Raw genomic sequence first — 20,621 nt, 5'->3', positions numbered from 1 at the left:
GGCCTCCGGCGGCCGGTCCGGGGGAAGCTGGGAGGGATGGGCATGCGGTGGCGGTTCACCGTGCGGAGGGCGGTACCGTTCCTGGTCCTCGCACTGGTTGCGGCGGTGCTCGCCGGCTGCGGCGGCGCCGGCACACCGGCCGGAAGCGGCGGCGGCAGCGCCCAGGGGGGCCAGATCCGCATCGCCACGGGCGGGACCGGAGGGGTGTACTACATCTATGGCGGGGCCATGGCCGACGTGTTGTCCAGGCACCTTCCGGGTGTCAACGCCGTCGCGGAGGTCACCTCGGCATCGGTCGATAACATCCTGCTCCTGGCCCAGGGCGACGCCGAACTGGCCTTCAGCCTGGCGGATACCGCCTACCTGGCCGTCCAGGGACAGGACCCCTTTGACGGTCCGCAGCCCGTGAAAGCGCTGGCCGTCCTCTACAACAATTACAATCACCTGGTGACCCGGGCCGATTCGGGCATCCGCACCCTGGCGGATTTGAAGGGGAAGCGGGTTTCGACGGGCGCCCCCGGCAGCGGCACCGAGGTGACGGCCCTGCGCATCCTGGAGGCGGCCGGCCTGAACCCGGACACCGACGTCCAGCGGGAGTTCCTGGGCGTGCAGGAGTCCGCCGATGCCCTGCGCGATGGCCGCATCGATGCCTTCTTCTGGTCGGGCGGTTATCCCACGGGCGCCGTGAGCGACCTGGCGAACACGCCGGGGCTTGACATCTACATCGTGCCCATGGGCGAAGTGGTGGACGACCTGGTCCAGAAGTACGGCGCCGTCTACGTTGAAGACATCTTTCCCGCCGGTGCTTACAGCGGTGACGTGAAGGAAGACACGCCCACCGTTGCCGTGCCCAATTATCTCCTGGTCCCTGCCAGCATGGACGAGCAGCGGGCCTACGACATCCTCAAGACGCTTTTCGAGCACAAGGACGAGCTGGTGGCCGTCCACCCCGAGGCCGAGAAGCTCACCCTGGAGAACGCGGTGACGGGCCAGGTGGTGGAGTATCACCCCGGTGCCATCCGCTACTACCAGGAACAGGGTGCCTGGAACCGCTGAGGCCGCAGGCCTTGCGGACGAACCGGCCCCGCCGGCGGGACCGGTGCGCCGCCGGGCCGCCTTGCCCTGGGCAGCGGCTCGGGCGGGCCTCCTGGTGGTGATGCTGGCCGGGCTCCTGCTCCGGCAGGCAAGCAGCACCGGCGAGCCCCGCTGGTGGCTGGAGGTGTGGGCGGCGGGGCCGGCGGGCGGCATGACCGCTGCCCCCGGCCGGGCACCGGGCCCGGCCGGGGGGTCCCAGCAGCGGTGGCCGCCCGCACCGTTGGCCCGCTGGCCGGTGGCGCCAGGCCAGGAGGTGGTCCTGGAGTACCACCACTCCATGTTCCGGGTCCCCGTGCGCGAGCGGTTCAGGGTGACGGGGCGGGGACTGGAACTGGTCGCCGTGGAAGCCCCCACGCCGGACATCGCGTGGTACTACGGGGACAGGATGGAGGCAAGGGCAAGGCTCGAGCCCATGGCCGCTGCCCCGGCCCTGGCCTGCCCCGTGACGGGTGGCGCCTGGTTCCAGGCCAACCGGCAGCAGGTCCAGGCCGGCGGGGCTGCCCCCGTCCCGTCCGGCACGGCGGGGAGGACTAGCCTGGCGGGTGGCGCCTGGGCCTCGGTTCCGTGGTACCGGCTCTCTCTGAAAATGCCCCTGATTCCCCAGGCGGCGAACCGGCTGCTGGGGCAGCCGGAGGCGGGCGGGACGGTCCCGCAACCCGCTGGTGCCCTCCGGGTGCGGGCCACGGTCACCGGCCGGCGGTCCCTGGTGGTGGGAGACCGGTGCCTGCCCCTCTACAGCCTGGTGGGAGACGGGGGTACGGCCGTCATTGGCATCCGGGCAGAAGGTGCGCACAGAAAGGTTCGGACGGCAGGCCAGAGGATGGACGGTGACCGGCGGGCCGGCACAGAGTGACGGCCCCCAGAGGCAGGTAAGGGGGACGCGGCATGGCGAGGGACGGAGCGGAAGGCATCGGGCCAGCGGGGGCCCGGGATCCAGCGCCGGCGGTGGCGCCGGGACCGGTGCCGGGTTCCGATGACGTGGACGAACTGGTCGAGCGCTATGAAGGGGTGACCCGCCGGCCCCGGGGACCGCTGGCGGTGGTGATCCGGGTCCTGGCGGTGGTCATGGCCCTCTACCACGTCTGGGCGACCTTCGCATACATCCCGGCCCATCCCATGCGGGCCATCCACCTGGGCTTCGGCCTGGCCCTGATCCTGCTGCTGTACCCTGCCTCGGGGCGGCAGGACCGCCACCGCATCCCGTGGGTCGACGGCGCCCTGGCCCTGCTGGCGGTGGTCACCATGGCATATCTGGTGGTCTTCTACCGGGAGGTGGCCTACCGCATCATTCGCCCGGAGACACCGGACCTGGTGCTGGGCACGCTGGCTCTGCTCCTGGTGCTGGAGGCGGCCCGGCGGACCACGGGCTGGGTGCTGCCTCTGCTGGCCGTGGCGTTTCTTGCCTACGGGTTCCTGGGGCCCTACTTTCCCGGCATGTGGGGGCACGGCGGCTACAGCTTTTCCAGGCTGATCGGCCAGATGTACCTCTCCCTGGAGGGGATCTTCGGCGTCCCGCTGGGCGTGTCGGCCACCTTCATCATTCTCTTCACCCTGTACGGGGCGCTGCTGGACGCTTCCGGCGCCGGCCGGTTCTTCGTGGACCTGTCCCTGGCCCTGGTGGGCCGTCACCGGGCGGGTCCTGGCCGGGCCGTCACCGCCGCCTCCTTCCTGCTGGGCGGCCCGTCGGGCAGCGGTGTCGCCACGGCGGTCACCCTGGGAGCCATCACCTGGCCCCTGCTCCGGCGGGCCGGGTACAGTGCCGAGCGGGCCGGCGCCCTGCTCTCCGCGGGCGGCATCGGTGCCGTGATCTCACCGCCCATCCTGGGAGCGGCCTCCTTCATCATCGCCGAGATCCTGCGGGTGTCCTACCTTGATGTCATCCGCTGGGCTGTGGTGCCGACCGTCCTCTACTACCTGTGCATTCTGCTGATGATCGAGCTGGATGCGGCGCGGGGAGCGGTCAGGCCGGTGGTGGCCGAAGCACCCCCGCTGGGGCGCCTCCTGCGGGGGTACGGGTTTCACCTGACCTCGCTGGTCGCCATCGTCGTGTTCCTGCTGGCAGGATATACGGCGGCTTATGCCGTCATGTGGTCGATGGCCCTGGCCGTGGCCGTCTCCTACCTGCGGCGGGATACCGCCCTGACACTCCGCAAGCTGGTCGAGGCGCTGGACCGGGGAGCCCGGTCCGCCCTATCGGTGGTGGCCACCACTGCCGTGGCCGGCATCATCGTCGGGGTGTTGAACCTGACGGGGCTGGGCCTCAAGTTCTCCTCCCTGGTGCTGGCACTGTCGGGCGGGCAGCTGATTCCCACCCTGCTGTTGTCGGCGGTGGTGCTCCTGCTGCTGGGCCTGGCCCTGCCCATCACCGCCTCCTACATCGTGGCCGCGGTGACGGTGGCACCGGCCCTGGTGCAGGTGGGGGTTCCCGAACCGGCGGCCCACATGTTCACCTTCTACTATGCCGTCCTCTCGGAGGTTTCGCCGCCGACGGCGCTGTCCTGCTTCGCCGTTTCCGCCATCACGGGCGGCAACCCCTTCCGGACCATGTGGCTGACGTGGCGGTACGCCCTGCCGGCCTTCCTGGTTCCTTTCCTCTTCACCCTGAGTCCCGCCGGGATGAACCTGCTGCTGGACGGGCCCGGGTTGGCCGTGCTGCGGGCGACCCTGACGGCGGTAGCCGGTCTGGCCGCCCTGGTGGCCGGTGTGGCGGGCTGGCTGCGGGGACCGGCCCGCTGGTATGAGCGGGTGCTGCTGGTGGCCGGGGGGATGGCGCTGATGTATCCCGGCCCCCAGGTCGACCTGGCGGGACTGGCGCTGGGGGCGGCGGCGGTGGCCTTGCACCTGGCCGGGGGCCGGCCCCGGGCACCGGCGGCCGCGGCCTGACGGTCCTGGCTCCAAAAGCGGCGGGAAACGCGGGACGGGGGCCCGGCCCGTGCGGATCACCCGTGGACGGGCCGTCACCGGCGGGGCGGAAGGGACGGGGGCCCTCCCGGGCCGTGGCGGGTGGCGGGTACAGCCTCGCTGGAGGCCGGTTCGTCCCGGGTGTAGAAGCAAGGGGAGAGGTAGCGAAGGCCCGTTCCCGCCACCCCGTACAGGCTTTCGCTGCCGCCAATGAACAGGATGCCGCCCGGGCGGAGGCTGGCCGCCAGGGATGCCCAGACGCGCCGCTTCACTTCTTCCGTGAAGTAGATCACCACATTGCGGCAGAGGATCAAATCCCAGCCGCCCGGGTAAGGGTCCGTGATCAGGTCGTGCCGGGCAAACCGCACCCGGTGGCGGATCTTCGGCCGCAGGACCCACCCCTGGCCTTCGGGGCGGAAATAGCGCTGCAGCAAGGCGGGCGGAACCGCCCGTACTTCGAGAGGTTCAAACAGGCCCTGGCGGGCCCGTTCCAGGGCGGTCCCGTCGATATCGGTGCCCAAGAGCTCGTGGTGGCCGGTGGGGTCCAGTTCCTGCAGGAGGATGGCCACAGAGTAGATCTCGGCTCCGATGGAACAGCCGGCGCTCCAGACGCGCAGCGGCGACCGGCGGCGCAAGAGGGCCGGCAGGAAGCGGTCCCGGAGCACCTCAAACCGGTCCGGGTTGCGAAAGAATTCGGAGACGTTGATCGTCAGGAAATCGGCGAACTGGTGGGCCAGTGCGGGGTCGTCGCGCAGGCGGGCGGCCAGGTGCGCATTGTCCTGCAGGCCGTGACGCTCGCGGAAAAACTGCAGGCGCCGTTCCAGCTGCCGGGACCGGTAGGCATCCAGGTCGAGTCCCAGGACCTGGCGCACGGCGGAGGCCAGCACCGCAAAGTGGGAATCGCCGCGGGCTTGCGTTGCCTCGCCGGCCGAACCGCCGGTCGTCCCGGTGGATCCCGCCGCTCGCCCGGCGAACCCAGGAGCGATGCGATCCATGCTTGCAGCCTGGCCGCCGGGGCTGAGCTCATCCGGATGCAGGGCCGGGACCGTACCACCGGGACCGGCGCTTCCGGTGCGGCCGGGGCCGCCGGTCTGGGGGGTCCCTCCAGCGCTGCCGGTGCCGCCGGGACCGGCGGGACCACTGTGGCGACCAGACCCCCAGGGGCCACCGCGGCGGCCGGGGTCGCCGGGTTCCGCGTTCCCGGGCACCTGCCTTCGGCCCGTGCTGCCCTCACGCCATGGCCGTTCCACCATGTCCCACCGGTTCCCCCCTCCAGGTCTGTCGCCTGTGGGCCGGTCCCTCAAGCCGGCTGCCGTCCCTGTCCCTGCGGGCCGCCCATGGAGACGGCCTGGCCGTACTGCTTGCCGGGACCGCACCCGCAGCGATTCGGGCCCGATTCGTTACCCAGGCTGGTTTCGTTGCCCGGGTCATCCCTTTTGCCATGCCCCACCGGCGGTGCCGGCCGGCCCGATCCTCGCCCCACGACGTCACGGCCTCATGGAGCCGGTTCGCCGCCGGCGGCCAGGGCTTCGACGAGCCAGGCGGCCAGTTCTTCCGGGGTCCCTGACCGCTCGGCCACGCCCAGGGCCGCGGTGGCGCCGGGCATCCCGGGAACCACGCAGCTGGCGGCGTCCTGGACCCAGACCCGGGCGCCCCGCCGGTGCAGCTGCTGGGCGCCCCGGGCGCCGTCGGCTCCCATGCCCGTGAGGACCAGCACGAGCGCCCGCCGGGCCAGTTCCTCAGGTACCGAGGCGAAGGTGATGTCGGCAGCCGGGCGCACCCCGTGGACCGGCGGCCCCTGGTCGAGCCGCAGGGTGCCCGCCGCGGTGATCAGCAGGTGGTAATCGCCAGGGGCAACCCAGGCCCAGCCATCACAGAGCGGCGCGCCCTCCCAGGCCTCGGCCACGGTGAGGCCGCTGGTGGCGTCCAGGTGCTCGGCCAGGGCTCGAGTAAACCCGGGCGGCATGTGCTGCACGATCACCACCGCCGCCGGCAGCCCGGCAGGAAGGGCGCCCAGCAGGCGGTAGAGCGCCCCGGGACCGCCCGTAGACGAAGCGATCAGGACGAGATGGGAAAGCCGCCGGCCGGCGGGGGGCTTGCCCACAGGCTGGCCCGGAGACATGCTCGGGCGCCCGGCGGGGGGGTTGCCCAGGGGTGCGCCTGGGGTCCTGTCTCCCGCGAGCGGAGCCGGCCCTGCCGGCTTCCCGGGGGGATGTCCCGGTGCCGGGGAGCGGCGGTCCATCGCCATGCCGTCACGGGACGGCCCGGGAGCCACGGTGCGGCCATCGTCCTTTCGGGATGGGAAAGGCCCCTGGCCCGGGCGGCCGGCTCCCTCCCCGGCGGGGCCGGCCGTTCCCGGGAGAGGCCCCTCCCGGTGCCGCAGCGGTGTCCCGGCTGCCCGGCCGGCGGCCGGCCCGGCCGGGCCACCCCCCAGGGTGGGGGACCCCTTGCCCCCACCGGCTGCCGCCACCAGCCGTTCCGGCGGAACGGCCGCCGCAGCCTTCACCTTGGCAACCAGCTCGGCCGCCACCCGGTCCAGGTCCAGGGAGACGGCGCCCGAAGGCTTGGCTACGAAGTCGACGGCCCCCAGGGCCAGGGCACGCACTGTGGCCTGGGCACCTTGCTGGGTCAGGCTGGAAACCATCACCACAGGACAGGGATGGGCGGCCAGGATCTGGGGCAGGGCCGACAGGCCGTCCAGCCGGGGCATCTCCACATCCAGGGTGATGACGTCCGGCTTGAGCAATGCGGCCCGGGCCACCGCCTCCAGGCCGTCCCGGGCCGTTCCCACCACCTGCAGGGCGGGGTCGCTCTCCAGGATACGGGTCAGAACACGGCGCATGAAGGCCGAATCGTCGACCACCAGCACCCGGATGGGGGAAGGCGCCTTCATCGCGGCGGACCCCCCTCCCCGGCGCGGGCGGCCGTCGAACCGGCCGCGGCGGCTGCCAGCTCCGCCACCAGGGTGGGGGTGTCGAGGATCAGGGCCAGCCGCCCGTCGCCCAGGATGGTGGCGCCGCTGAGTCCCCGGGTGCCGGCCAGAAGTTCTCCCAGTCCCTTCACCACCACTTCCTGCTCGCCCAGCAGGCGGTCGACCACCAGGCCGATGGGCTGCCCCTGGCGCTCCACCAGCACCGCGACCAGCGGTTCGTCCCCGGGCTGCGGCCAGAAGCGAGGGTCGCCGAACTGGCGCAGCCAGAGAAGGGGCACCACCTGGCCGCGGACGGTGGTCACCCACCGGCCCTGCAGGGAACGGAGCTCGCCTGGCGTCACCCGTACCGCCTCGCCCACATCGGACAGGGGCAGGGCGTAGAGGTAGTCGCCCACCTCCACCAGCAGGGCACGCAGGGTGGCCAGGGTCAGCGGCAACACCAGGGTAAAGGTCGTGCCCTGGCCCTGGCGGCTGTCCACCTCCACCCGGCCACCCGCCTGCTCCAGGCGCTGGCGGACCACGTCCAGGCCGACCCCCCGGCCGGACACACCCGTCACCCGGGCGGCGGTGCTCAAGCCGGGCAGGAACATCAGGTCGAAGGCCTCCCGGTCGCTGAGGGCCGCCGCCCGGTCTGGGGAAATCAGCCCCTTTTCCACTGCCGCCCGGCGCAGCCGCTGGGGGTCCAGGCCCCGGCCGTCGTCTTCCACCCGGATCAGCACGTGATGCCCTTCCCGGGCGGCGACCAGCCGCACCCGGCCGGTGGCCGGCTTGCCGGCCCGCCTGCGCTCCTCCGGGGCCTCGATGCCGTGGTCCAGGGCATTGCGCACCAGGTGGAGCAGGGGGTCCGCCACCACCTCGTGGAGGGTACGGTCCAGCTCGGTGTCCTCGCCCACCAGCTCCAGCTCCACGTCCTTGCCCAGCATCAGCGCCAGGTCGCGAACCAGCCGGGGGAAGCGCCGGAAAATCCGGGCCACGGGCAGCATGCGGGCCTGCAAGACCGCATCCTGCAGGGCGCCGGTGATGCGGGCGATCTGGCCGGTGACCCGGAAGAGCTCGTCGCCCAGGTCGTGCACCGCCGGCCGGCGCCCCAGCTCTTGCCCCAGCTGGCCCAGGCGGCCGCGTTCGACCACCAGCTCGCCCACCAGGTTCAGCAACCGGTCCAGCAGGGTGACATCGACCCGAATGGTGCGGTCCTCACCGGCGGGTGCGGCAGCCGGGCGGCCGGCAGCGGGCGGGCCGGCTGCTGCCGCCGCTGGCGCCGGGCTGTGGTGTCTTACCCCGGCCAACACCGGACCTTCCGGCTCGGCGCCCGTGTCGGTGGGAACAGCGTTCGCCGTAGGAGACGTATGAACCGTACTCGCCCGGCGGGGAGCCGCACCGGCGTCCTGGGCCGGGGTTCCGGCGGGAGCAGGTTGCGGGCCGCGTTCGTCCGGAACGACCCGGACGGCAGCCACGTCGGGCACGGCGGCCACCACCTGCTGGAGCCTTTCCGCCGGCCCGGTGTCCTCGACCCAGGCCCGGACCCGGTGCCCTGCCCAGGTCGCCTCCAGGCCGTCCCGGGAAGGCTCCGAGGCCACCAGGGTGGCCTGTTCCTCCAGGGCCAGCAGGACCTGCAGCGCCCGCACGGCCGGCATCAGGCAGGCGGGGTCGAGCTCGGCCTCCACCAGCCAGCGGGCAGGGCCGGCTGCGGCGGTTTCGGCTGCGGGTTCGTCCATGGGCCGGGCCGCGTCTCCCGGCGGCAGGGAGGCCAGGGCGCTCACCAGCTCCTCCGGCGGTGGCGGCGGGGCGTCCCCCGCCGCCACCGCTGCCAGCATGGCCCGGAGGCTGTCGACCGCGGCCAGCATCCGGGAGATCTCACCGGGGGCCGGCGCCGCCTGACCCTGGCGCCAGGCGTCCAGGCGGTTTTCCATGGCGTGGGTCAGCTGGGCCATGCCGTCCAGGCCCACGGTGGCGGCAGAGCCCTTCAAGGTATGGGCCGCCCGGAAGACGGCGTGCACCGTGCCGGGCTCCGCCTGCCCCGTCTCCAGATCCAGCAGCCCGGCCTCCAGCTGGTCCAGCAGCTCGCTGCCCTCCGCCAGGAACAGCTGCCGCTCCTCGTCGCTCAGATCCAGCCAGGGATCGCCGGTCACCGGACCATCCCCCCGGCGGTCCCCGGCGGTTCTACCGCGTCCCCGGGTTGCCCTGCAAGGACCGGGCGCGGTCCGGGTCCGGGGGCGTCACTGCCGGCCATCGGAGGCCGGCCGGGCCGGGGAACCGGCGGAGCGATGGCGCCGGCCGGGGTTTCCAGCCCAGACCCTGCGGCAACCTCCCCGCCGGCCGGGGCAGGCCCGTCCTGGGGAGCTTCTGCGGGCACCGCTGCGGCCTTCGGGACGTGCTGGACCGGTCCCTCCGCGGTGTCGCCGGCCCCGGCCTCGAGGGAATGCACGGCCTCGGCCGCGGGTGCCGCAGGCGCCGCCTCCCCTGCCTGTACCGCCTGGACGGCCTGCCATTCGGCCGGCGCCAGCACCTGGCCGGGCTGCAGGACCAGGATCAGCCGGTCCCCGTGGCGGGCAATCCCTTCGATGAAGCTGGCGTCCACCGCCAGGACCTCGGCCGGCGGCTCGATGGTACCGGCGGGCAGGCGCACCACCTCGGACACGGCGTCGACCACCAGGCCCACCACCGTGGTGCCCTGTTCCACCACCACGATGCGGGTGCTGCGCTCCCGCGAGCCTTCGGGCAGGCTCAGGCGGCGGCGCAGGTCCAGGACCGGGATGATGTGTCCCCGCAGGTTGATGATCCCTTCCACGAAGGGCGGGGTGCGGGGCACCCGGGTGGGCTGCTGCCAGGTGATGATCTCCCGGACGCAGCCCACATCGATGCCATAGTCCTCGCCGGCCAGGCGGAAGAGAACCAGCACCCGCGGCTCCTGGGCGGTCGCCTCCGGCCTGCGGGGCCCGTCAGCGGCCATGGCCCTCGCCTCCCGGGCCGGCGGCCCCGGACGCCACCGCCGCCATGGCCGCGGCCAGGGCCGGGGCGGCCTCGACGCCCGCAGCGGGGACGCCGGCAGGTCCTGACGCGGCGGCGGCCGCCAGCTTGAAGCGGCTCACGTGCTGTTCCATGCGGGTTACCACCTGGTTGAGGTCGCCGGCCGACCGGGCGACCCGCCCGGCGGCGGCCTTGAGCTGGTCCACGGCGGCCGAGACCTGCTCGGCCGCGGCGGCGTTTTCCTGGGCCACGGCGGCCACCCGTTCCACCGACTTTCCTGCCTGGGTTGCGCCCGCCGCCATCTCTTCCGTGGCGGCGGTGTTCTCTTCCGTCACCGCGGCCACGGCGTCGAAGGCCCGGACCACCTGCTCGGTGCTGGCCCGCAGGTCGGCGGCGGTGGAGGCGATGCCCCGGACATCGTCGACCACGGCTTGAACGGCCTCCAGCACCGCCTGCAGCGCCTCGCCCGTCTGGCCGGCCATGACGCCGCCCCGTTCCACCTGGTCCGTGGCGGCCACCATGGCCTGGACCACGGCGGCGGTACCCGCCTGGATCCGGTCGATCAGGCCGGTGATCTCCCGGGCCGAGACGGCGGACCGCTCCGCCAGCTTGCGCACCTCGTCGGCCACCACGGCGAAGCCGCGGCCGTGCTCGCCCGCCCGGGCGGCCTCGATGGCGGCGTTGAGCGCCAGCAGGTTCGTCTGCTCGGCGATGCTGGAGATCACCTGGGTGATCTCGCCGATCTGGGAAGAAAGCTGCTCCAGGTTGCGCAGCCGGTCTGCCGACTCCCCTACCGCCCGGCGGATGGCGCCCATGACGTCCAGCGTCTGGCGCACGACCTCGGCCCCCTGGTCGGCGGTGCCGCCCGCCTGCTCGGCCCGCTCCCGGGCCCGGTCGGCGCTGGCGGCCACCGACTCCACGGCCCGGTTCATCTGGTCCAGCAGGTGGGACGTGGCCTGGATCTCGCCGGCGGTCTGCTGGGCACCGGTAGCGATCTGCTCGGTGGTCTGGCGCAGTTGTTCGATCGCCTGGCGCATCTCGTCGGAGGCCTGGGCCTGCTCGGTGACCCCGGCCGCCACCTGGCTGACGGCCTGGGCCGCCTCCGCGGCGCCCTGGGCCGACTGCTCGGCGGCCTCGCTCAGCTCGCGGGCCGAAACCAGCACGGCCCGGCTTGAAGCCTGGACGGCCTGCAGCAGCTCCTGCAACGCCCGCAGCATGTCGTTGAAGGCCTGGGCCATTTCCCCGATCTCGTCCTGGCTGCGGACCTTGAGGAAGGGCACGGTCAGGTCACCGTCGGCCACCCGCCGGGCCGTCTGCACCACCTGCCGCAGGGTGCGGGTCAGGTGCCGGGTCAGGGTGGAGGCGATGAACAGGCCGATGACAAGAGCCGCTGCCGCGGGGCCGAAGATCAGCAGGCGGGCCCGCGCCTCGGTGGCCTGCCCCTCTGCCAGGATCTGCTGGTGGCGCTCTTCCCGGTTGGCCACCAGCTGCTCGACGGCGGCGTCCAGCTGCGCCTGGGGGTCGCGCACCCGGGTCAGGGCCTGCTGGACGTCGCTGGGGGTGGTGGGGCGCAGGGCCAGGACCGGTGAGACCGCCTGCTGGAAAGCGTTGGCGGACGTGCCAACGGCGTCCACGGCCTGCTGGGTGTCGGCCTGGGTGGCCAGGTTGCGCAGCTCGGCCAGCGCCTGGGACATGGCCGTGGCCGCTTCCTGGGAGGCGTTGCGGTAGGCGGGGTCACCCGTCAGGAGGAACCCGCGGACGGCTGAGGCCTGTTCCGCCGCCAGGGCGCGCACCTGGGCGGCCAGGGTCAGGGTGCGGCCGATGCGGTCGACTTCGCCGGTGAGGGTGATCATCTGCTGGGTTGCCGTGACGCCGGTGTAGGCGATGAACGCCAGGAGGACCAGCAGGGTCCCGAAGGCGAGCCATAGCTTGGCGCCAACACCCAGATGGGGTCGTCGCATGATGATGGCCTCCTTTGGCTTTTCGGGCGGGCGCCGCGGTCTGGCGCCACCGGACGATGGGCGGCGGGCCGGGGGCGGGCCGGTCGCAGCCGCGGGGACCCGCCGGGCCGGCCAGCGGGCTGCCGGCACCGGGGGATGCCCGGCCACCGCCGGGCCTGGCGGCGGCACCTGCTGGCTGCCCCGCCGCACCGGCGGCCTGACCCCGCGGCAGCGGCGGGCTGCCCGGGGTCAGCGGCGCGTCGACCCGCCGCAGGCTGCCCGGCGGCGCGGCGGGCTGCCCGGCGGCACCGGCCGGGAGCCGGTTCATCCCGCCAGGACGCGGCTGACGGCGCCCAGCACCCGCTCGGGCTGAAAGGGCTTGACGATGAAATCCCGGGCTCCGCTCTGGATGGCCTTCAGCACGATGGCCTGCTGGCCCAGGGAGCTGCACACCACGATGCGCGCCTGGGGGTCGATGCCGCGGATCGCCTCGATGGCGGCCAGACCGTCCATGACGGGCATGGTGATGTCCAGCAGGACCAGGTCGGGGCGCTCCTGGCGGTACTGCTCGACCGCCTCAGCGCCGTTGGTGGCCTCCAGCACGGTGTGGCCCGCTTCGGTCAGCAGGTTGGACAGGCGCATGCGCATGAAGGCCGCGTCGTCGGCAACCAGGATCTTGGCCACGGCATAGCCTCCTCCGTCAGGCGCGGGCCGGCTGGCCGGCGGGCCGCAGGGCCACGGCCAGCTGGACCTCACCCAGGGGGGTCTCCAGGGGAACGATCAGGCGCTGGATGCCGCCGTTGGAGATGATGGCGCCGCGCCCGATGATCACCGTGGGCGGCGAGATGGTGCACTGCCATCCCTGCTGCTCGAACAGGATCGATGCGCGGCCCGACACCACGTTGCCGAACTCGGCGAAGGCGCTCTCGGCCATCTCGTCGAACACGGGCGGCAGGACGCCGGTCACCGCTTCCACCATCCGGCGGGCCGTGGTCTTGGTGGTGCCGAACATGGCCGTGCCCTCGATCTCCCCGGTCAGGCCGATGATGGCGGTCACTTCCTGGGTGGTGTAATAGCTGGTCTCGATGCGCAGCTCGCCCCGCTCCACCCAGTCGACTCCGAAGTCCACCTTGAGGACGTCGATGGCAGCCGCCAGGAAGGGGCGGATGTACTCGGCTCGCACGTTTTCTCACCTCCCCTTGCCGGCGGGTGCCGGAGCATCCGCCGCCGTTGCCGGCCAGGCCACCGCCCAGGCGGTGATCTGCCGCGTTCGCTGCTCGAGAAGGTCAACCACGGCCTCCCCTGCCGCCGCCTCCCGGGCGGCGGGCTCCGGCTGCCAGCGGGCCGGCAGCAGTCGTACCCGGGGGCGCAGCCGGCGGGCACCGGTACAGCCGGTCACCACGGCCCAGGGCCCGCCGTCCAGCTGGATCAGGGTGCCGGGCGGATAGGGGTACAGGATGGCAGCCAGCTCGTCCACCACGTCGGCTCCCCACAGGCGGGGCCCTTCGGCCAGCAGCCACTCGTAAGCCTCGTGGGGGAGCCAGCCGGAGCGGTGCGGGCAGCCCTGCACCGCCAGGGTGTAGGCGGTTACCGCGGCCAAGCGCCGGGCCGCAGGGTGGAAGGCGTCATCGCGAAGGCCCTCCGGGTAGCCGCCGCCGTCCAGCTGCTCGTGGTGCTGGGCGATCAGGGCCCGAACCAGGCCGCCAAGCTCCACGCCGGAGAGCCAGTCCAGGGTCAGGGCGACGTGACCGGCGGTGCCGGCGTGGGGAGCGGCGCCGCTCTGGTCGGGGGTGCGGCTGCCGGTGGCAGTGGGGCGGGGGACGACGGCGCCGCCCTGCGGGATTGCGTCGTCGTGGCCGGTGGCTTGGCCGCGGCCGGTGAGGCGGCCAGGGCCACCCGGGCCGGCGGGGCTGGCCGCGCCGCCGCCGGGGGTGCCGCCGTGACGGCCGGGCGGTGTGCCCAGCGTCCCGTCCAGCGCCGCCACCGGGTCGCAGCGGTAGGGGGCGCCCGGCATGCGCCACAGGCCCGCATCCTGCAGCAGGGCGGCCAGGACGAAGTCCCGCACCTGCCCCCGGTAGGGGCCGGCCAGGGCCAGGCGCCCGGCCAGGATCGCGCGGTTGAGGACGGTGATCGCCCAGGCCTCGGGCCCGCCACCCGCCAGAGGATAAGGAAGGGCGGCGGTGAGAGCCGGAGCAGCCGGGTCAACTGGGGCGGTCGGCGAAGCGCCATGCTCCCGCGGCATGGGGACCGCCCCGGTGCCGCCGGCACCGGGGCCGCCGTGCCATTCCGCGCCGGGTGTGTGGGTTCCGGAGGATTCCTTTCCGGATCCCTTCCAGCCCGGCAGGCTGGGGGCCGGCTCCAGCTCGTCGGCGATCCGGGCCGCCACGTCCGCCAGCTGGCTGCGCAGGGTGGCCGGAAGCCGGGTCTCACCGCCCGCTGCCGCTGTGGCCGCGCGAATCAGGGCGCCGACCGCGAGCAGGAAGGTCACCTGGGACAGGGGTTCCTCGGGGGCAAGCCCGGCCAGGTCCGGTTCGTCCAGCCAGACGAACCGGATCCCGAAGGAGGGCAGGCGCCGGAGAACCGAATCATTCAAGGGATGGCCTGCCCGCAGCACCGGCTGCCCCGTGGTGGTGTAAAGGGTGCGCGCCAGGATGGCCCCGGGGGCGACGGCGTCCACGGCAACGCGAAGCATTCCTCTTCCTCCCCTGGCGTGGCGGGACGGCGGTTCCAGGCCCGGCGCGGGTTACCGTAAGACCAGCCACCGGTGCTGCCCACGGTAAGCTGCTGCCGAAACTTGTCGAAGAACCCCAACCGACTCCTGGTTGCGTCCCTGGGCCGTGCCGCGCCTGGAACATGATGGAACCCTTGTAGGGCTTGTGTCCTCCTTATCGAGCGGGACCTGGGGCCCGTTTAGCCGCGGGCCGCCGCGGGCGGCTGCCCGGGCCGCCCACGGGAATGCCGGGGCCGGGGAAGGCGGCCCGGACGGAGTGGCGGGAGGGAGTGGGGTGGCGAGCCTGCACGGGGATCGTTTGGCCGCAGCGCTGTGCGCCCTGGTGGGCGCCGGGCGGGTACGGGCGGGAGCGTCGGAGCGGGAGCAGCACGGCCGGGACCTGACGATCCACCCGCCCCACAACCCCGACGTGGTGGTCTATCCGGAGAACACGGAACAGGTGCAGGCCGTGCTGCGCTGGGCGGCGGCGGAGAGGGTGCCCGTCGTGCCCTTCGGGGCGGGCAGCAGCCTGGAAGGGCATGTGATTCCCGTGCGCGGCGGCATCAGCCTGGATCTGGGGCGCATGGACGCGGTGCTCGCCCTGGACCCGGAGGCGCGGGTGGTTCAGGTCGAACCCGGGCTCCGGCGCTCGCGCCTCAACGCATACCTGGCCCGGGAGGGCCTGTTCTTCCCGGTGGATCCGGGTGCCGACGCCACCTTGGGCGGCATGGCGGCCACCAACGCCAGCGGCACCAACGCCCTGCGCTACGGCGCCATGAAGCACCAGGTGCTGGGGCTGGAGGTGGTGCTGGCGGGGGGGCGGGTGCTGCGCACAGGGCTCCTGGCCCCTCCGGCCCGGCGGCCGGCGCCCGCGATGTGGCTGGACGCGATGCTGCTTGGAGAGGAGCGGGCTGCTGCCGCGAGCGCAGGGGAGGGTGGCGAGGCCCGGCCGGGGGCTGCCTTGGGTGCAGGCGGGCCGGCAGCGGGCGGTTCTACTGGTGCGGCGGCGGGCGGGCGGGGTTCCCGGTCCTCCTGGCGCGTTGCCTTGCCCTACTGGGATCTGACGCCCCTCTTTGTCGGCTCCGAAGGCACCCTGGGGGTCATCACCGCCCTGGCCCTGCGGGTGTATCCGCTGCCCGAGGCGGTGGTGGCGGCGCGGGCGGTCTTCCCCAGCCTGGAGGCGGCCGCGCAGGCGGCCGTGGAGGTGACCCGGCGCTGCCCGGCGGCCACGCGCATCGAGCTTTTGGACGAGCGGACCCTGGCGGCCGTCAATGCTTTCCGCGGCACCACCTACCCGGAAAAGCCCACCCTGTTCCTCGAATGGTCCGGCTGGCCGGCTGCGGTGGAGGGTGACGTGCGGCAGGGCCAGGCGGCCTGTATCCGGTGTGGTGCCACGGAGTTTGCTGTGGAACGGGACGCTGCCGGGCGCGAGCGGCTCTGGGACGCGCGCCACCACGCCGGGCTGGCGGTGACGGCGGTGGCGCCGGGACGCAAAAAGCTCAGCACCGACGTCTGCGTGCCCCTGTCCCAGCTGCCGGCCGCCCTTCGCCACGCCCGGGCCACCGTGGACGCTCTGGGCTTCGCGGCCGGCATCGTGGCCCATGCCGGCGACGGCAACTTTCACGTGCTTTTCGCCATCGACCCGGCGGATCCGGAAGAGGTGCGGCGCGCCCGCCGGGCCAGCGAGGCCATCGTGCGCGACGCCCTGGCGCGCGGCGGCACTTGCACCGGCGAGCACGGCATCGGCCTGGGCAAGCGCCATTACTTATTGGAAGAACACGGCTCCACCGGCGTGGCGGTGATGGCCGCTTTGAAGGCCTTGCTGGATCCGGACGGGATCATGAATCCCGGCAAGGTTTTGCCCGGCGATCCCAGTGTCGCGCCTACTGGTTCCGCACCATCCTAGTGGGCGGGCATCCGGTGACTTGCGTCGCCCGCCCACTACCTTGCCTCCCTCTATTCGTTGTCCTATAAAGACCCTGCTCGACCCCAGCGTTGGAGCCCTTGTGGCGATGATCGCACACCTCGCGGCACCGATCCTGGGTGCCGTGGCCGCTATTGGCCGATTGGAATCTGACGAGGGTGCATATACTCCGACCAGAAAGAGTTGCGTTTGAGTTTAACCCAGCGAGGTGGTATCGTGGGAACACGAGGTGATCGCACCGTGGCCATCGTGAAGATCCTCCAGAGGGGGCAGATGACCCTGCCCAAGGCCATCCGTGAGCGCGTGGGTCTTGAGGAAGGGGACGACGTGCTGGTGTACGTCAACGGCGAGGGAGAGATCGTACTGTACCCGCTGCCGCGGCCGCGGAGCCTCAAGGAGCTGGGCAGCGTGCTGAAGATCAACCGGCCCGTGGACACGGGGGAGGCCCGGGAAGCGATCCGTGCATCCCGTGCTCGGCGGTGGGCCGAAAAGCATGGCCTGGACGGGGCGGGCACGCAGGCGCTGGCGCAGGCGGCCGCGGGCCGGGAATCGGCCGAGGACCGGGTGAGGGAATAGCTCGTGAGCACGTGGTTGCTCGACGCCAACGTCATCGTGTATTGCCTGGCTCGCGATCACATCCTAACGAACCCACAGGCCGCCCACCTTCACGAGCGCTTAGAGGCGCTCGACCGGGCCTTGGAAAGGGCTATCGCCGCCGGGCACAGGCTGCTCGTCACGCCGGTGGTGGTGGCCGAGACGCTCTACGTCCTGGAAGGCGCTTACCGTTATAGCGCTGCCGAGGCTGTGTCGGCCCTTCTTCAGTTCGTCCGCGCGCCTGAGGTCGACGTGGAAGACGAAGAGGCCGTCCTGGCCGGACTCCGCCACCATGCGGCGGGGCAGCTCGACTTCGTGGATGGGTACCTGGCGGCCAGGGCATCGGGGGAAGAGGACGTCCACTTGCTGACGAACGACCGCGCCATCGCAAGACGCACCGATGCTCGCCTTGTGGAGTGGTAGACTCACGTTTAACAGCGCGTAGTGCCATGCCGAGCAGTGGCACTGCTCGAGGTGAGTCAGCCCGAGCGACGAACCCCGCCCCAGCACATCCTGCCGGCCATTCTGTCCCATTGGGTCGCCGGATTGCGGCTGGCCCTGGGCATCGCCTGGTTGATCCTGGTGCCTGCGGAGATGCTGGGGGTCACCAGTGGCCTCGGCTACCTGATCCTCGATGCCCGAGACCGCATGGCCTACGACCAGCTGGTGGCGGTGGTGCTGGCTATCGGGGCCATCGGTGTTCTGCTGGACGGAGCCGTACGAGTGCTGGAGGAGCGGTGGGGGAGGCAACGCCGGTGAGCGACCCGCGACCCCGGTTGGGGATACCGCCGACGAGTGGGAGACGGACGTGTTGGTGGTTGGAGGCGGCCTGGCCGGCCTGGTGGCCGCCAGGGTTGCCGGCACTGCGGGTGCGCGGGTGACGGTTCTGGCCAAGGGCTTCTCCGGGGCGGACGGCGTGAGCCCGTTTGCCGGCGGTGTGGCCCTCTGCCTCTTTCCCGAGGACGACCTGGACGCTTTCCTCGACGAACACGAGTGGGCGTGCGAGGACCTGGTGCACAGGGAGGCCGCCGCCCGCGTGGCCGCCATCAGCGGCCGGCTGTGGAAATGGCTCGCGGTTCAGGGTGTGCCCGTGGAGCGGGAGGAACGCGCGGCCAGGAGGCGGTTCCGCAGAACCGCCTCCTGGCCGCGCGGGGCCCGGATACATCCGGCGCGAGCTTCTCACCCCAGCCGCCAACTGGCGGCCGATCGGGCGTCCCCTCGCTGCCGCCAGCGCCCTCCGCCCGCCGGGGCCCCGGTGGAAACGCCGTTCCCTGCGGGTGCGCGTTTCCCCGCTTTCCGCCGGGTTCCGGACCAACCCCTCAGGCACTGGCCAGCTTCCGGGCCAGCTCCTGCAGCTCCCCGGGGTCGATACCGGGCACGAAGCTCTGCGGCACCTCCGCCAGTTCGGGCACGGGCCCGCCCTCCGGCGCGCCGTCCACTACCTCCAGCTGCCCGCCGTCCGGCGCCGTCCCCTTCCAGATCCGCGCCACCTCGCGGAAATCCTCCGGGCTCAGGCGATACAGCTTGCGGTGGATTCCTATTGCCTCAAACTTGCGCGCCTCAGGGAACTTGCTGTTGTCGATGTCCGGGATCGGCAGCATCCGCGCCACCTCGACCCCCGTCAGCGTTTCCAGCGCCCGCGCGTACGCCAGTGCGTGCACTCCGCCCCGCACCAGCAGATAGCCGATCATCTCCCGCGCCACCGGATTCGTCGTCATCTCGTAGACCCGGATCTTCTGCAGCCGCGCCCCGCATTCCAGGAAGAAGTTGTGCAACAGGTCGAGCACCAGGTTGCCACTGGAGAACACGTAATCACCGCTCCAGGGCGCACCCATGGAATTGCCGGCCAGTGCCGCCTGTCCCGTGGCAATGAAGTGGTGGGTGTTGCGCAGATCCTTCGCTACCGCAAGTGGTGCCATCTCTGGTGCACCCGGCTCCGTACTCCCCTCCAGCAGCGAGTTGATGGTCGCCGCCACCAGCTCGATGTGCCCAAGCTCCTCGGTGGCGATGTTAACCAGCAGGTCGTAATATGGTCGCAACTTCTCCCGCCCGCGGAAGTTGAAGGATTGGTAGGTGTAGTTCATCAGCGTGGACATCTCACCGAAGCGCCCGCCTAGTAGCTCCTGCACCGCTGCGGCGGCGTTCGGGTCCGCTTCCTTAGGTCGCGACAACTCAACAGCCAAGCGGTCGATGCGCAGGAACACGCTCTCTCCCTCCTACCGGCAAGGTCTCCACCGGCACGCGGCAGGCTGCAGCCGCCAGTCCTGCGGCTCAGGCCATCATCCGACCCATGGAAACGGAAACGCAGCGCACCCGGGTGGTCGCGGGAGGCCCGCGTTCACGGGTCAGGGTAAGGGGGTGGCGAGGTTGCTGTGGGACGGGAAGCCGTCCTCGTGGGCCCCCCGATCCTGGGGAGCGGCACGAGCGGTGGGCCGCCCCGGGTCGCGCCGATCGCCAGGGGCGGAGGTGCCGCAGGACCATCGCGCCTTGATGCCCTCGTGGTGGCGCCTGTACAGCAGGCTCACCCGGCCGCAACAGCAGGCTCAACAGGCCGCGATGGATACCCTCACCGGCGCCGGCTGTTGCCACCCCACCTCTACCCTCCGCGAGGATTGCCTACATCCGCGCCACCAAACAGAGCTGCGCCGGTCGCCCAACGAATTCATCAATGACTGACCTCGCGCGGGCAATGGGCGCCGGCAAGTCCATGGTGGGACTGGACGATAGGCACACGGCGTGCCGGTCATGCACCCGGGTGACCTGGAAACTGCGCGCCAGCGCCCAGGGGGACAACGGTGCCGAGCGAAGGGAGGTCGGGCCGGTCATCGGCACCCGCATCCGAACTCGGCACCGCGAATTGGCGTTTGACGATCATCGGCCAGCCAACTATAATGACGCTGTGACGCCGCAGCATACGGCGGGCGCGTAGCTCAGCGGTTAGAGCGCTTGACTCACATTCAAGAGGTCGGAGGTTCGAGTCCTCCCGCGCCCACCGAAGCAGCCCGCACCACGCAAGGATTACTCGAACGGGGGCCCAGTGGGCCCGGTGCGGGGTAAGGAAATGCTACGGGAGTCAGGACCGGATGGCCAGGCCGCCGTCCGGTCCTGATTTTTTGCCCTCGTCGCCTTCTTCGGTCCTGGTCGTTCCGCCGCTGCCCGCCACCGCCGGAGCCGGGGTTGGACCAAGCCCTCTTGCCCACACTAGACGCGAAGGTGGCCGCGGGCACTGATCCCCGCGCCGCGGAGCCTCTCTTGCAACGCTGCGCGGGCCGGAAGGGGCCTCTCCTGCAACGCTGCGCGCACCTTTACGGCAATGTTGCGGGCGCAGCGCCGCTGCGGGCGGGTCCATGGCGGGCGCCCTGCCGGCCGGAGCAACCGGTGAGCCGGTGCGCCCCTGCCACCCCTCCGCGGCGGCGGTCCTGCAAAACCGGGCCCGCCCAGCGATGCCGCGGGCCGGTTCGTCCGGCGCGGGTGCCGGAGGGCGGTGCCGAGGTGCGCCACGGATTGCCGGCGACTTTCCGCGCGGCACCGGAAGGAAGTCGGTCGCCGGTCGCCAAA

16 protein-coding genes, 1 tRNA gene and 1 pseudogene are annotated in these 20,621 nt (G+C 72.3%); 9 read left to right on the top strand and 9 right to left on the bottom strand.

Annotated features, from left to right (window positions below; all coding sequences use genetic code 11):
• Nucleotides 1-42: 42 nt before the first annotated feature.
• From DYI95_RS10475 to DYI95_RS10465, 3 genes are read left to right on the top strand one after another with little or no spacing between them, the layout of a single operon-like run.
• Nucleotides 43-1,056, top strand: coding sequence for a TAXI family TRAP transporter solute-binding subunit (locus tag DYI95_RS10475; protein ID WP_116899839.1), 1,014 nt, complete (start codon nucleotides 43-45; stop codon nucleotides 1,054-1,056).
• Nucleotides 1,040-1,948, top strand: coding sequence for a hypothetical protein (locus tag DYI95_RS10470; protein ID WP_116899840.1), 909 nt, complete (start codon nucleotides 1,040-1,042; stop codon nucleotides 1,946-1,948). The genes DYI95_RS10475 and DYI95_RS10470 overlap by 17 nt, the downstream gene beginning before the upstream one ends.
• A 32-nt stretch (nucleotides 1,949-1,980) precedes the next feature.
• A complete protein-coding gene (locus DYI95_RS10465; RefSeq protein WP_116899841.1) occupies nucleotides 1,981-3,978 on the top strand; it encodes a TRAP transporter fused permease subunit in 1,998 nt (665 codons plus the stop codon).
• A 74-nt stretch (nucleotides 3,979-4,052) separates the two neighbouring features.
• Here the strand turns inward: DYI95_RS10465 and DYI95_RS10460 are convergent, their stop codons facing one another.
• From DYI95_RS10460 to DYI95_RS10425, 8 genes are all read right to left on the bottom strand, one after another.
• On the bottom strand, nucleotides 4,053-4,991 hold the full coding sequence (locus DYI95_RS10460) for a protein-glutamate O-methyltransferase CheR (RefSeq protein ID WP_243149756.1): 939 nt from the start codon (nucleotides 4,989-4,991) through the stop codon (nucleotides 4,053-4,055).
• A gap of 500 nt (nucleotides 4,992-5,491) precedes the next feature.
• Nucleotides 5,492-6,889 (bottom strand): chemotaxis response regulator protein-glutamate methylesterase, encoded by a 1,398-nt coding sequence (locus tag DYI95_RS10455; RefSeq protein ID WP_116899842.1) that lies wholly within the window; start codon nucleotides 6,887-6,889, stop codon nucleotides 5,492-5,494.
• Nucleotides 6,886-9,057 (bottom strand): chemotaxis protein CheA, encoded by a 2,172-nt coding sequence (locus tag DYI95_RS10450; RefSeq protein WP_116899843.1) that lies wholly within the window; start codon nucleotides 9,055-9,057, stop codon nucleotides 6,886-6,888. The genes DYI95_RS10455 and DYI95_RS10450 overlap by 4 nt, the downstream gene beginning before the upstream one ends.
• The gene (locus DYI95_RS10445; RefSeq protein ID WP_116899844.1) at nucleotides 9,054-9,878 is read right to left on the bottom strand and encodes a chemotaxis protein CheW; all 825 of its coding nucleotides are present in this window, start codon (nucleotides 9,876-9,878) and stop codon (nucleotides 9,054-9,056) included. Before DYI95_RS10445 ends, DYI95_RS10450 begins: the two co-directional genes overlap by 4 nt.
• The gene (locus DYI95_RS10440) at nucleotides 9,868-11,856 is read right to left on the bottom strand and encodes a methyl-accepting chemotaxis protein (protein ID WP_116899845.1); all 1,989 of its coding nucleotides are present in this window, start codon (nucleotides 11,854-11,856) and stop codon (nucleotides 9,868-9,870) included. Before DYI95_RS10440 ends, DYI95_RS10445 begins: the two co-directional genes overlap by 11 nt.
• Before the next feature lie 303 nt (nucleotides 11,857-12,159).
• Nucleotides 12,160-12,519 (bottom strand): response regulator, encoded by a 360-nt coding sequence (locus tag DYI95_RS10435; protein ID WP_116899847.1) that lies wholly within the window; start codon nucleotides 12,517-12,519, stop codon nucleotides 12,160-12,162.
• A gap of 16 nt (nucleotides 12,520-12,535) precedes the next feature.
• Entirely contained in the window at nucleotides 12,536-13,018 is a 483-nt protein-coding gene (locus tag DYI95_RS10430) for a chemotaxis protein CheX (RefSeq protein ID WP_116899848.1), read from the bottom strand.
• A 6-nt stretch (nucleotides 13,019-13,024) separates the two neighbouring features.
• Nucleotides 13,025-14,527, bottom strand: a complete 1,503-nt coding sequence (locus tag DYI95_RS10425; RefSeq protein ID WP_116899849.1) for an HD-GYP domain-containing protein — start codon at nucleotides 14,525-14,527, stop codon at nucleotides 13,025-13,027.
• Between the two features lie 313 nt (nucleotides 14,528-14,840).
• Between DYI95_RS10425 and DYI95_RS10420 the strand changes: the two genes are divergently transcribed.
• From DYI95_RS10420 to DYI95_RS13310, 5 genes and pseudogenes are all read left to right on the top strand, one after another.
• Nucleotides 14,841-16,451, top strand: a complete 1,611-nt coding sequence (locus DYI95_RS10420) for an FAD-binding oxidoreductase (RefSeq protein ID WP_116899850.1) — start codon at nucleotides 14,841-14,843, stop codon at nucleotides 16,449-16,451.
• 234 nt (nucleotides 16,452-16,685) lie between these two features.
• A complete protein-coding gene (locus tag DYI95_RS10415; protein WP_116899851.1) occupies nucleotides 16,686-17,045 on the top strand; it encodes an AbrB/MazE/SpoVT family DNA-binding domain-containing protein in 360 nt (119 codons plus the stop codon).
• Nucleotides 17,046-17,048: 3 nt separating this feature from the next.
• Nucleotides 17,049-17,486 (top strand): PIN domain-containing protein, encoded by a 438-nt coding sequence (locus tag DYI95_RS10410; RefSeq protein WP_116899852.1) that lies wholly within the window; start codon nucleotides 17,049-17,051, stop codon nucleotides 17,484-17,486.
• Nucleotides 17,487-17,537: 51 nt separating this feature from the next.
• On the top strand, nucleotides 17,538-17,822 hold the full coding sequence (locus DYI95_RS12735; protein WP_243149755.1) for an ABC transporter permease: 285 nt from the start codon (nucleotides 17,538-17,540) through the stop codon (nucleotides 17,820-17,822).
• Nucleotides 17,761-18,255 (top strand): annotated as a pseudogene (locus DYI95_RS13310) (FAD-dependent oxidoreductase); the annotation flags it as partial. The gene DYI95_RS12735 and the pseudogene DYI95_RS13310, both read left to right, overlap by 62 nt.
• 127 nt (nucleotides 18,256-18,382) lie before the next feature.
• On the opposite strand, the gene DYI95_RS10395 reads toward DYI95_RS13310, so the two are convergent.
• Nucleotides 18,383-19,267: a manganese catalase family protein gene (locus DYI95_RS10395; RefSeq protein WP_116899854.1), complete on the bottom strand. Its 885-nt coding sequence runs from the start codon at nucleotides 19,265-19,267 to the stop codon at nucleotides 18,383-18,385.
• A gap of 715 nt (nucleotides 19,268-19,982) precedes the next feature.
• On the opposite strand from DYI95_RS10395, the gene DYI95_RS10390 reads away from it, so the two are divergent.
• Nucleotides 19,983-20,055, top strand: a tRNA-Val gene (locus DYI95_RS10390).
• Nucleotides 20,056-20,621 lie beyond the last annotated feature (566 nt).

The organism is Thermaerobacter sp. PB12/4term (assembly GCF_003403315.2).
Taxonomy (GTDB): Bacteria; Bacillota; Sulfobacillia; order Thermaerobacterales; family Thermaerobacteraceae; genus Thermaerobacter.
This window is presented reverse-complemented; position numbering and strand designations above follow the sequence as displayed.